This window comes from Streptomyces sp. 796.1, from assembly GCF_047525675.1.
Taxonomy (GTDB): domain Bacteria; phylum Actinomycetota; class Actinomycetes; order Streptomycetales; family Streptomycetaceae; genus Streptomyces.
The window spans coordinates 1-13,291 of the sequence record NZ_JBLIWA010000019.1 but is presented as its reverse complement, the minus strand read 5'-3'; the positions used below and the strand labels follow the sequence as shown (position 1 = coordinate 13,291).

General features: G+C 73.0%; 2 protein-coding genes. Both read right to left on the bottom strand.

All coding sequences use genetic code 11. The features are described from left to right. Positions 1-71 precede the first annotated feature (71 nt). Positions 72-7,316, bottom strand: coding sequence for an amino acid adenylation domain-containing protein (locus tag ACMA1D_RS14720; RefSeq protein WP_414724410.1), 7,245 nt, complete (start codon positions 7,314-7,316; stop codon positions 72-74). Next, positions 7,316-13,291, bottom strand: a 5,976-nt coding sequence (locus ACMA1D_RS14715) for an amino acid adenylation domain-containing protein (protein ID WP_414724409.1), incomplete at its 5' end; no start/stop codon positions are given. The genes ACMA1D_RS14720 and ACMA1D_RS14715, both read right to left, overlap by 1 nt.

Below are 13,291 nucleotides of genomic sequence, written 5' to 3'. Positions count from 1 at the left end.
TCCTTCTCGAAGAATTCCTTGGTGGCTGCGCCTCGGTAGGCCCCGAGGTCTTTCGGGACGGCCCGGCGTCGTCAGAGACGGTCCGCCAGGAATCGGCCGATGCGGGCCACATGTCGGGCGTCGGCCAAGAGGTTTCCGTGGGTTGATTGTATCGGGCAGACCTCGATCGATCCGCTGACGAAGGGTTGCCACAAGCTGACATCGAAACGGGTTTCCGGGCTGCCTTCCGGTTTCTCTTCCGCGGAGATGAACAGCATGTCGCCGTCGAAGTGGCCCGGTTCGAACCGGCGCATGACCCGGACGTTGTTGACGTAGACGTCCTTGAGGGAAAGCACGTCCTGGTCCTGGAGGTGGTCCAGGTAGGCCATCGGCTGGTTGCCGGCCTGGAGGAACTCCCGGAAGCGCAGCAGGACGCCCTGCTGGTCCGCCTGGAGTTCCAGCGGGTCGACGGGGAAGCCCATGGCTTGCAGGTTGTTCGCCACCACCTCGTGTTCCACGGGTTCCGAGGTGTCGCTGTGTTCGCCCGGCGGGTACGAGTCGAGCACCGCCAGCATGGCGACTTGTTCGCCCGCGGCGCGTAGCCGTACGGCCAGGTCGTGCGCGGCCAGGCCGCCGAAGGACCAGCCGGCCAGTCGGTAGGGGCCGTGCGGCTGGATGGAGCGGATGCGGGCCAGGTGGTCCTCGGTCATCTCGGGCATGCCGCCGGGCAGTGGGCCGCCGCCGTCCAGGCCGCGGGCCTGGAGGCCGTAGACCGGCACGTCGGCGCCGAGGTGGCGGACCAGTCCCGAGTAGCACCAACTGAAGCCGCCGCCGGGGTGCAGGAAGAACACCGGGGCAGCGGTGCCGCGGGGCCGCAGTGGCAGCAGCAGCCCGGTCGAGCTCTGCTGCGGGTCGGGGCCGGTCGCCGCTTTGCCTGCGCCGCCGGTCAGCAGCCTGGCCAGCGCGGCGGGGGTGCGGGCGTCGAAGACCGACCGGACCGGCAGGTCACCACCGAGTTCCTCGCGGATGCGCCCGACCAGCCGGGCGGCGAGGAAGGAGTGGCCGCCGAGGGCGAAGAACTCGTCCTCGGCACCCACCTGTTCGACGCCGAGGACCTCGGCGAAGAGGGCGCACAGCGCGCGCTCCTCCGGGGTGAGCGGGGCGCGGGACGCGGTGCCGGCCCCGTACTCCGGTGCCGGCAGCGCCGCGTGGGCCAGCTTGCCGTTGGTGGTGAGCGGCAGCGCGTCCAGGGTGACGAAAGCGGCCGGGACCAGGGGTTCGGGCAGGGCGCGCAGGGCGTGGTCGCGCAGGGCGGTGGTGCTCGGCTGCTCGCCCGTGGCCGGAACCACGTAGCCGACCAGGCGCCGGTCGCCCGGCCGGTCCTCGCGGACCACCACGGCCGCCCGGGCCACGCCGGGCGCGCCGGCCAGCACCGCGGCGACCTCGCCGGGTTCGACGCGGATGCCGCGGATCTTGACCTGGTCATCGGCGCGGCCGAGGTAGTGCAGTTGCCCGTCCGCGGTGCGGCGGGCCAGGTCGCCGGTGCGGTACAGGCGGCTGCCGGGCGGGCCGTACGGGTCGGCGACGAAGCGTTCGGCGGTGCGGTCGGGGCGGCCGAGGTAGCCGCGGGCCAGGGCCCGGCCGGCGACGTACAGCTCGCCTGGTACACCGGTGGGGACCGGGCGCAGCCATGGGTCGAGGACACGGACAGCGGTGTTGTCGACGGGGGTGCCGATCGGTGGGGCGGCGGGCCAGGTGGCGGGCGCCGCGGGCAGTTCGGCGGCGGTCACCACGTGGGTTTCGGCGGGCCCGTAGTGGTTGTGCAGCCGGCGGGGGCCGCTGTCGGCCGGGGTGGCACAGAAGGCGGCGATGGCACCGCCCGGGGTGAGCGCTTCGCCGGCCTGGACGAGGTCGGTGAGGTCGGGCAGCGTGAGGCGGGCGGCGGTGGCGGCGGCGCAGACCGCGTCGAGCACCAGGTTGGGCGCGTACAGCTCCTGGATCCGCTCCGTCGCCAGCCAGTGGGCCAGCCGTTCCGGGTCGGCGCGCACCTCGTCGGGGCAGACCACCAGCGTCTTGCCGTGCAGCAGGGTGCCGAGCACCTCCTGTACGGAGACGTCGAAGCCGACGGCGGTGAACTGGGCGACGCGGGTGCCGGGCGCGCCGGGCAGGGCGCGGCCGTGCCAGTCGATGAGGTTGGCCAGGGCCGCGGCGGGCATCAGCACGCCCTTGGGCCGGCCGGTGGAGCCCGAGGTGTAGATGACGTACGCCGGGTGGTCCGGGTGCAGCGGGCCGGTGCGGTCGGCGTCGGTGGGGTCGGTGGCGGGGAGGGCGGCGAGGGCTGTTGCGGCCTCGGCGCCGTCCAGGACGACGGTGTGGGTGTCGCGCCCCGCGGGCAGCGCGGCGGTCAGGTCCTGGCTGGTGAGGACCAGCACCGGGCGGGCGTCGTGCAGCAGTCCGGCGATCCGCTCGGCGGGGTGGGCCGGGTCGATCGGCAGGTAGCCGGCACCGGCCTTGAGGACTGCGAGGGCGGCGACGGCCAGGTCGACCGAGCGGTGCAGGGCGACCGCCACGTGCCGTTCGGGTCCTGCGCCGCGGCTGAGGAGCAGGTGTGCCAGCCGGTTGGCGCGGGCGTTGAGCTCGGCGTAGCTGAGGGTGGCGCCGGCGTCCTGCACCGCGGTGCGGTCGGCGTGGCGGGCGGCGACGGCCTCGAACCTGGCGGGCAGCGAGGTGCCGGGCAGGCTCCGTTGTGGGCCGTGGCCGGCGGCCAGCGCCTGGTCGCGTTCGGCATCGGTGAGCAGCGGCAGGTCACCGATGCGCTGCCGGGGCTCGGCGGTGGCCGCCTCCAGGACGCGCAGCAGCCAGCCGATGAGCCGCTCGGCCGTGGCGCGGTCGAAGAGGTCGGCGCTGAACTCGACGCCCGCGTTGAGCCCGTCCGGTGCGCCGGTGGCGTCGTGGCGTTCGGCGAAGGAGAACAGCAGGTCGAACTTGGCGGTGCCGTTGGTCGCCGGCAGCGTGCTGATCTCCAACCCTGGCGGGCTGGCGAGGGGTTGGGTGTCGGCGGTCCGCTGTTCGGTGTTGTTGAAGGTGAGCATGGTCTGGAAGAGCGGGTGGTGCGAGCGCGAGCGCTGTGGGTTGAGCTCTTGTACCAGGCGTTCGAAGGGCAGGTCCTGGTGGGCGTAGGCGGCCAGGTTGGTTTCGCGTACGCGGCCGACGAGTTCGCGGAAGGTGGGGTTGCCCGTCGTGTCGGTGCGCAGCACCAGGGTGTTGACGAAGAAGCCGACCAGGTCGTCCAGGGCGTCGTCGGTGCGGCCGGCGATGGGGGTGCCGAGCGGGATGTCGTCGCCGGCGCCGATCCGGTTGAGCAGGGTGGCCAAGGCGGCCTGGAGCACCATGAAGGGGCTGCTGCGTGCGGCGCGGGCCAGGGTGCGCACCTTGGCGTAGAGGGTTTCGGGGACGGTGTAGGCGATCCGGCCGCCGCGGTGGGCCGACTGGCTGGGGCGCGGCCGGTCGGTGGGCAGGCTGAGTTCGTCCGGCAGGTCGGCGAGCGCGGTGCGCCAGTAGGCCAGTTGCCGGGCGATGGGGCTGTCGGGTTGGTCTTCGGCGCCGAGCGCGGTGCGCTGCCAGAGGCTGTAGTCGGCGTACTGGACGGGCAGCGGGCGCCAGTGGGGTGCGGCGCCGCGCTGGCGGGCCAGGTAGCCGGTGATCAGGTCGCGGGCGAGCAGCGGCACCGACCAGCCGTCGCCGGCGATGTGGTGGACGAGCAGCAGCAGCACCCGTTCGTTCGGCCCGGTCTCGAACAGCCACGCCCTCAGGGGCAGTTCGGTCTCCAGGTCGAAGCAGTGGCTGGCGGCCTCTTCGATGGCGGCGGGCAGCCGGTCCTGGTCGACGCCGGTGACCGGGGTGAGTTCGGGTCGGGCGGCGGGGCCGTGCCGGACGATCTGGTACGGGCCTTCGGCGTCCTCGGCGAAGACGGTGCGCAGGCTCTCGTGCCGGTCGGCGACGTCGGCGAGCGCTTCGCGCAGGGCGGCGTGGTCGAGGTCGCCGGTGAGGCGGAGCGCGAAGGGGATGTTGTAGAGCGGGCTGGGGCCGTCGAAGCGGTGCAGGAACCAGAGCCGGCGCTGGGCGAAGGAGGCGGGGACGCGGTCGGGCCGCGGCGTGGTGGCCTCGATGGCGGGGCGGGCCTGGGCCGCGCCGTCCAGGGCGCGGGCCAGGGTGGCGACGGTGGCTGTTTCGAAGAGTTGGCGTACGGCGAGTTCGACGCCGAGGGCCTGGCGGATGCGGCCGGCGAGGCGGGTGGCGAGCAGGGAGTGTCCGCCGAGGGTGAAGAAGTCATCGTCGATGCCGACCGTGGGCCGGCCGAGGAGTTCGGCGAACAGGCCGCACAGGATGGCCTCTTGCGGGGTGCGCGGTGCGCGGCGGACGGCCTCCTGGTCCTGGTTGGCCTCGGGCGCCGGGAGGGCGGCCCGGTCCACCTTGCCGTTGCGGGTCAGCGGCAGGGCGTCCAGGGTGACGAAGGCGGTGGGGACCATGTATTCGGGCAGTTCGGCGGCGACGTGCTCGCGCAGTTCGGCCGGCGCCGGGTGGCTGCCGCGTTCGGGCACCAGGTGGGCGACGATGCGCTGGTCGCCCGGGTGGGGCTCGTGGACGGTGACGATGGCCTGGGCGACGTGCGGGTGACGGCCCAGTACGGTCTGGATCTCGCCGAGTTCGATGCGGAAGCCGCGCAGCTTGATCTGTTCGTCGGCGCGGCCGACGTAGCTGATCTCGCCGCCCGGGGTCCAGCGGACCAGGTCGCCGGTGCGGTAGGCGCGGGCGCCGGGCGGGCCGTAGGGGGCGGCGATGAAGCGCTCGGCGGTCAGGTCGGGGCGTCCGCGGTAACCACGGGCCAGGCCGGCGCCGACGATGTACAGCTCGCCGACCGTGCCGGGCGGTACGGGCCGCAGGGCGGCGTCGAGTACGAGCAGTTGGGTGTTGTCCAGCGGGCGGCCGATGGGCACCGGAGCGGGGACCTCCGCGCCGGGGGGCAGCCGGTGGTAGAGCGCGAAGGTGGTGGTTTCGGTGGGACCGTAGACGTCGATGACGGTGGTGTCGGGGCAGGCTGCCATGACCCGGCGTACGGCGGCGTCGGGCACGATCTCGCCGCCGGTCCACACCTCGCGCACGCTGGCGAACCGTTCGGGTGCCTCGTCCGCGACGAGTTGGAAGAGTCCGGTGGTCAGGAAGATGACGCTGACGCGGTGTGCGGTGAGGACCTTGCCGAGGAGTTCGGGGTCGAGTTCGCCGGGTGGGGCGAGGACGGCGGTGCCGCCGGTGAGCAGCGGGACGAACATCTCGTAGGTGGAGGCGTCGAAGGCATGCGGGGAGTGCACCAGGACCCGCTGGTGGGCGCCGCCCGTGAAGGCACGGTCGTGGACGAGTTCCAGGATGTTGCGGTGGGTGGCGCCGACGCCCTTGGGGGCGCCGCTGGAGCCAGAGGTGTGGATGAGGTAGGCGAGGCGGTCGGCGGGGATCGGGGTGGTGGGGCGACCCGCAGTGGTTTCGTACGGGGCGGGGCCGTCCGCGGGGGTGTCGTCCGTGGTCTGTTCGTTGACGGTGAGCGTGGGGAGGCCGAGTTCGGTGGCGGTGGGCGCGTGCGCCTGGTCGGTGAGGACGAGTGCGGCTCCGGCGCCGGCGGCGACCTGGCGGAGCCGGTCGACGGGGTCGCGGTCGCGCAGCGGCAGGTAGGCGCCGCCGGCCTTGAGCACCGCGAGGACGGCGGTGATCAGTTCGGGCGAGCGTCCCATCAGCAGCGCGACCGGAGTCTCGGCGCCGATGCCGTGCTCGGACAGTTGGCGGGCCAGCGCGTCGGAGCGGGCGTCGAGCGCGGCGTAGCTGAGGGTGGTGTCGCCGGATTCGACGGCGGTGGCGGTGGGGGTGCGGGCGGCCTGGGCGCGGAAGGCGGTGGGCACGTCGGTGGCCGGGACGTGGGTGTCGGCGCCGCGGCCGAGGTCGATGACGGCCCGGCGTTCGGCGGCGGAGAGCAGTTCCAGGCGGCCGACCGGCCTGGCAGGGGCGGCGGCCACCGATTCCAGGATGCGTACCAGGCAGTCGAGGGCGGCCCGGGCCCGGTCGGCGGGGACCAGCGCGGGCTGGTGGTCGAGGCGCAGCCGCAGCCCGTCGCGGCCGACGGCGACGAGGGCGAGCGGGTAGTGCGCGGCGTCGCGGTTGCGTACGCCGGCGACGGTCAGGGCGACGGGGCCCCCGTTCTCCTGGCCGCCGGTGCCGAGGTCCACCGGGTAGTTCTCGAACACCATGGTGGTGTCGAAGAGTTCACCGGCTCCGGCCAGCCGCTGTACGTCGGCGAGGCCGATGTGCTGGTGGTCCTGGAGCCGGGTCTGCTGTTCCTGCACCCGCTGCGCGAGGTCGAGCAGGGGTTCGTCGGCGCGCAGCCGTACCCGTACCGGCAGGGTGTTGATGAACAGGCCGACCATGCTCTCCACGCCGGGGATCTCCGGCGGGCGGCCGGAGACGGTCGCGCCGAACACCACGTCGTCGCGGCCACTGAGCTGGCCGACGACGACCGCCCAGGCGGCCTGGACGAGGGAGTTGAGGGTGAGGGCGCGTTCGCGGGCGAGGGCAGCGAGCCTGTGGTGTGCGGTGCGGTCGAGTTCGGCGTCCAACCGGCCGGGCACGGTGGGGGCGTGGTCGCCGGTGTGCGGGGCGACCAGGGTGGGTCCGTCGATGTCGGCCAGGGCGGTGCGCCAGGCGTCGAGCGAGGCGGCCGGGTTGCGGGCGGCCAGCCAGGTGAGGTAGTCGCGGAAGGGTGGCACCCGGGGCAGACCGCCGTCGTCGCCGCCGGCCTGGTAGAGGGCGAGGAGTTCGCGCAGCAGCAGCGGGCGTGACCAGCCGTCGAGCAGGATGTGGTGGTTGGTCAGCACCAGCTTGTGGCGCAGTTCACCCAGTTTGATCAGCAGGAACCGCATGAGGGGCGGCTTGGTCAGGTCGAAGCGGCGCCTGCGGTCCTCTTCCAGGGCGGTGTCGGCGGCTGCGGTGCGCTCCGCTTCGGGCAGGGTGGTCAGGTCCAGTGCGGTCCACGGCACCTCCACCTGGTGCGGGATGAGCTGGACGGGGCGTGAGACGCCCTCGTAGCGGAAGGCCGCGCGCAGGTTGGCGTGGCGGCGCAGCAGGGCCGCGCAGGAGGCGCGCAGCAGCTCGGCGTCGAGTTCGCCCGCGAGCTCCAGCACCTCCTGCACCAGGTAGACGTCCGGCGCCGCCTCGTCGTAGGCGCTGTGGAAGAGCAGGCCCTCCTGGAGCGGTGCCAGGGGCAGGATGTCCTGTAACCCGGACTGCGTCACCATCACGAATTCCTCCAGTCGTCTTCGAGCGACTCGATCTCGTCCTGGCTCAGGAGGCTCAGGGAGACGTCCGAGACGCTGAGTCCGCCCGCGTCGGGGCGTTGGGCGTGGTCGGCTAGGGCCTCAAGGGCCTGGAACCACCCGGTGGCGAGCTCGCTGACCTGGGCGTGGTCTAGGACGTCCGCGGCCCACGTCCAGGTCGCGGTCAGGGCCGGGCCCGCCGGCCCGTCGTCGGTGCGGGCGTTGAGCTCCAGCGGGTGGGCGAGCGGCACCCGCGGGTCGGTGCCGCCGAGTCCGGCGGCGCTGGCGAGCACGGTCCAGTCGGGTACGGCGGCGCTGCCCGCCTGTTCGGCGTCGGCGACGGTGAACCGCCCGAGGTAGTTGAACGCCACCTGCGGGGTGGGCAGGCCGGTGAACCGTTCCGCGGTGGTCTGGCCGAGGTGGCGGACCAGGCCGTAGCCGATGCCCTTGTCGGGTACGGCGCGTAGCTGTTCCTTGACGCGTTTGACGACGTCGCCGGCGGCGGGCCCGGCGGCGAACGCCTCGGTGAGGTTGACGGCCCCGGCGTCCAGCCGTACGGGGTAGAGGCTGGTGAACCAGCCGACGGTGCGGGACAGGTCGGCCTGGCCCACGGTCTCCTCTTCGCGGCCGTGGCCCTCCAGGTCGAGGAAGGCGGCCCGGCTGCGGCTGCCGCTCCAGCGGGCCCAGGCGAGCGCGAAGGCGGCCAGCAGGACGTCGTTGACCTCGGCGGTGAAGGCGGCGGGCAGGTGGGTGAGGACCTGCTCGGTCACCTCGACCGGCAGTGACAGGGTGAGGTGTTCGGCGCGGGCGTAGGTGTCGCGCTCGGGGTCCAGGGCCCGCCGGCCGAGCAGCGGGGCGCCGGGCCGCAGCACCTGCTGCCACCAGGTGCTCTCGGCGGTCCGCCGGGGCGCCGCCGCGGCCTCGGTCAGCCGCTGGGACCAGCGGCGCAGCGAGGTGCCCACGGGTTGCAACTGCGGCCGGCGGCCGGCGCTCACCGACCGGTACGCCTCGGCGAGGTCGGGGACCAGGATGCGCCAGGAGACGCCGTCCACGACGAGGTGGTGGACGAGCCAGAGCAGCAGTCCGGGTGTGTCGGGCCCGTGGTCGAACCAGACGAGTTGCCCCAGGGTGCCGGCGGCCGGGTCGAGCCGTTGCCTGGCGGCTTCGGTTTCGCGCCGGACCAGTGCGCGCCGGCCCTCCTCGTCCAGGCCGCTGGCGTCGACGTGGTGGATGAGGTCGGCGGCGTCGATACTGCCGGGCGCGGGGATCTCCAGGTGGCGGGGCGGCCCGTCGTGGACCCGGGCGCGCAGCGCGCCGTGGTGGTCGAGCACGGCCTGGACGGCGCCGTGCAGGTGGGCGGGGCGCAGCCCGGCCGGGACCTGGATGATGCGGGACTGGTTGAACTGGTCGGTGGCCCCGCCGCGCTCGTAGAACCAGTGCATGATCGGGGTCAGCGGCAGGGTGCCGACGTCCTCGCCGGGCGCTTCGACGGCCGCGGGGGCGGTTTCGGTGGCGACCTCGGCGAGCGCGGCGACGGTGCGCTGTTCGAAGACGTCGCGTACGGAGAGTTCGATGCCGGCCCGCCGGGCGCGGCTGACGAGTTGGATGGACATGATGCTGTCGCCGCCGAGGTCGAAGAAGCCGTCGTCGATGCCGACCGCGTCCAGCGCCAGTACGTCGGCGAAGAGTCCGCACAGCGTCTTCTCGCGCTCGGTGCGCGGCCCGCGCCGACCCGCTTCGGCCCGGCTGCCGTACTCGGGTGCGGGCAGGGCCCGCCGGTCGAGCTTGCCGTTGACGGTCAGCGGCAGCGCGTCCAGGGTGACCACCGCGGAGGGCACCATGTGGGTGGGGAGCACGCCGGTGAGGTGGGCGCGGAGCGCTTCCGGGTCGAGTTGCCGTCCGCCGGTGGGGACCGCGTAGCCGACCAGCCGTCGGTCGCCGGGCCGGTCCTCGCGCACCACCACGGCGGCCTGGGCGACCTCGTCCCGCTCCAACAGGGCCGCTTCGATCTCGCCGAGTTCGATCCGGAAGCCGCGCAGTTTGACCTGGTCGTCGGCGCGCCCGGCGTAGGCGAGACGGCCGTCGGCGAGCCTGCGGCCGGTGTCGCCGGTGCGGTACATGCGGCCGGGCCCGTAGGGGTTGGCGACGAACCGTTCGGCGGTGAGCCCGGCCCGGTCCCAGTAGCCGCGGGCGAGCCCCGCGCCGACGACGTACAGTTCACCGACCACGCCCGGGGGCACCGGGCGCAGCCGCTCGTCCAGCACGTAGACGGCGAGGTCGGGGATGGGGACGCCGATCACGGAACCGGTGGCGGCTGCGGCGCCGGCCCGGTCGAGCGCGATGTGGGTGACGTGCACGGTGGTCTCGGTGATGCCGTACATGTTGACCAGCGTCGGGGCGTGCTCGTCGTGCCGGTCGTACCAGTCGGCGAGCCGGCCGAGGTCGAGCGCCTCGCCACCGAAGACCACCGTGCGCAGCCGCAGCCGCGCGCTCAGCTCGGGGTTCTCCTGGTCGGCCGCGATGAGCTGGTAGAACGCGGACGGCGTCTGGTTGACCACGGTGACCTGCTCGTCGGCGAGCAGCCGCAGGAACTGGTCGGGGGCCCGGCTCACGGTGTGCGGGACGACCACCAGGCGCCCGCCGTAGAGCAGCGGCGCCCACAGCTCCCATACGGAGAAGTCGAAGGCGTACGAGTGGAAGAGGGTGCCCACGTCGCCCGGGCCGAAGCCGAACCAGTGGTCGGTGGCGTCCATCAGCCGGACGGCGTTGGCGTGCGGCACCACCACGCCCTTGGGGCGGCCCGTCGACCCGGAGGTGTAGATCACGTACGCCGCGTTCTCCGCTGCGACCTGCTGTTGCGGGTCGGTCGCCGGGTACGGGTCGGACTCGGCGAGCACGTCGGGGGTGACGGTGAGGACCGGGCGGGCGTCGTCCAGGGTGTAGGCGATGCGGTCGTCGGGGTAGGCCGGGTCGATCGGCAGGTAGGCCGCGCCGGACTTCAACACGCCGAGCACGCCGACGACCAGTTCTTCGGTACGCGGCATGCGCAGCGCCACGAACCGCTCGGGCCCGGCGCCGCGCTCGCGCAGCAGGTGGGCGAGGCGGTTGGCGCGGGCGTCGAGCTCCGCGTAGGTCAGGGTGGTCCGCTCGTAGCTGACGGCGACGGCGTCGGGCCGGGCGGCGACCTGGCGGGCGAAGCGCGTGACGAGGGTGTCGGCGGTGCCGCTGCCTCGGTGTGGTGCGGTCGGGGCGGGCCGCCCGGTCGGGGTGGTCGGGTGGGGCAGTGCTGCTGGGGCGGTGCTGGTCGCCGGCGCCGCGGTGAGCTCGGCCCATTCGGCCGGGTCGAGGAGTGCCACGTCCCCGATCCGTACGGTCGGCTCGGCGGCGACCTGTTCCAGCACGCGGACGAAGCGGGTGGCGATGTCGTGTGCGGTGCGCCGGTCGAAGAGTTCGGTGCTGAAGTCCAGTGCGCAGTTGAGCCCGCGCGCCCCGGCCGGGCCGCCGCGCTCGGCGAGCTCGAAGGCCAGGTCGAACTTGGCCGACGGGGCGCCGAGCGGCCGGCCGGTGACCTTCAGCCCGCCGGGCCCGGTCTGGTCGGCGCCGTCGGGGGCCAGCTCGCGGGCCGCGTTGTCCAGGTTGAGCACCGTCTGGAACAGCGGGTGCCGGGACAGCGAGCGCTCCGGGTTCAGGACCTCGACCAGCCGCTCGAAGGGCAGGTCCTGGTGGGCGTACGCCTCCAGGTCGGCGGCGCGCACCCGCTCCAGCAACTCGCCGAACGTCGGGTCGTCTGAGGTGTCGGTGCGAAGCACCAGGGTGTTGATGAAGAACCCGACCAGGTCTTCGAGCGCGTCATCGGTGCGCCCGGCGATGGGTGTGCCGAACACGATGTCGGTGCCGGCGCCGAGCCTGGTGTAGAGGGTGGCCAGGCCGGCCTGGAGGACCATGAACAGGCTGACCCGGTGTTCCCTGGCGACCTCTCCCAGCCGCTCGTACAGCCCGTCGGGCAGTTCGAAGGCGATGCGGTCACCCTGGTACGAGGCGGCGGCCGGGCGCTGCCTGTCGTACGGCAACGCCAGCTCCTCCGGCAGGTCGGCCAATGTCGAGCGCCAGTAGCCGAGTTGGCGTGCGATCTCGCTGGTCGGGTCGTCCTCGGCACCCAGGACGCCGCGCTGCCACAGGCTGTAGTCGGCGTACTGCACGGGCAGCGGCGCCCAGACCGGTGCCGCGCCCCCGGTCACCCTGGCGGTGTAGGCCGTGGTGAGGTCGCGGACGAGGATGCCGCGCGACCAGGCGTCGCCCGCGATGTGGTGGGTCAGCAGGAGCAGGGTGCTGCGCTCGCTTGGTTGTTGTTCCTGGCCGGCCGCGGGTTGTTCGTTCGCCGGGGGCGTACCGTACGTCGTCGGCCGGTCGCTGGTCGCGGGCTGTTGCCCGTACGCGCCGGCCGGCTCGGGCGGCAGCCGGAACAGGGTGGCGCGCACCGGGATCTCGGTGGTCAGGTCGAACGCGTACCCGGCGGCCTGCCGCATCAGCTCGTCGACGGCCGACTCCGCCACCGTCTCGACCAGCAGCGGCGGCCTGGCCTGGGCCGCGTCGAGGACGACCTGGTAGGAGCCGCCCTCGGGGGCCTCGGCGAAGACGGTCCGCAGGCTCTCGTGCCGGGCGACCACGTCACCGAGCGCCAGCCGCAGCGCATCCGCATCCACCGGCCCGACGAGGTCCAGCGAGACCACCATGTTGTACGCGCTGCTCGGCCCCTCCAGGTGTTGCAGGAACCACAGCCGTTGTTGGGCGTGCGAGAGCGGCACCCGCGCCGGCCGCGCGGCAACCACCTGGACCCGCCCGCGCGCCGCGGCGGCCTCGTCGAGTGTGGTGGCGAGTTGGGCGACGGTGGGTGTCTCGAAGACCCGCCGTACCGCGATCTCCACGTTCAGTACGGAGCGGATGCGGCTGGTCAGCTTCGTCGCCAGCAGCGAATGACCGCCCAGGGCGAAGAAGTCGTCATCGATCGAGACCTCTTCCAAGCCGAGCACCTCGGCGAACACCCCACACAGCAGCTCTTCGCGCGGGGACCTGGGAGCACGACCGCGCTCCGCCGCCCCACCCTCGTACGCCGGTACGGGCAGGGCACGCCGGTTGACCTTGCCGTTCGCCGTCAACGGGAACTCATCCAGTACGACGATCGCCGACGGCACCATGTACGACGGCAACCGGTCGGCCAAGGCGTCCCGGACCTCCGCCACCAGACTGGCCCGCACCACATTGGTGACTGTGCCGGTGCGGGTGAGCGTGTCGGCTTCGGAGTCGGGGCCCGAGGGCGTGTGAGTGTCGGAGTCGGTTTGGGTGTTGGTGTTGTTGCTGGTCGCGGGGATGACGTAGGCGGTGAGCCGCTGGTCGCCCGGGACATCCTCACGAACCATCACCACCGCACGCCCCACCACCGCCTGATCCACCAACGCCGCCTCAACCTCACCCAACTCGATCCGGAAACCACGCACCTTGACTTGGTCATCAGCACGCCCCACGAACTCCAACTCACCACCCGCGTTCCACCGCACGACATCACCCGTGCGATACATCCGCTCACCCGCCGGACCAAACGGATCAGCAACAAACCGCTCCGCGGTCAAACCAAACCGACCCACATACCCCTGCGCAACACCCGCACCAGCAACATACAACTCACCCGACACACCCACCGGCACCGGACGCAACCCACCATCCAACACATACACCCGAGTATTCGCCACCGGACCACCAATCCCCGGCACACCCCCACCCTCAACCCAACCAGCCGTCGACCAAATCGTCGTCTCCGTCGGCCCATACACATTCACCACCCGCTCAGCCCGACCCACCAAACCCCGCGCCACATCCACCGGCAACACCTCACCACCCACCAACACCCGAACCCCCGACAACACCCCAGCCCCCACCACACCCGACTCCACAACCTCCAA

Excerpts from the sequence above, each read along its gene's own strand:
- ACMA1D_RS14720 (WP_414724410.1), bottom strand. The coding sequence starts at position 7,316 with ATGGTGACGCAGTCCGGGTTACAGGACATCCTGCCCCTGGCACCGCTC.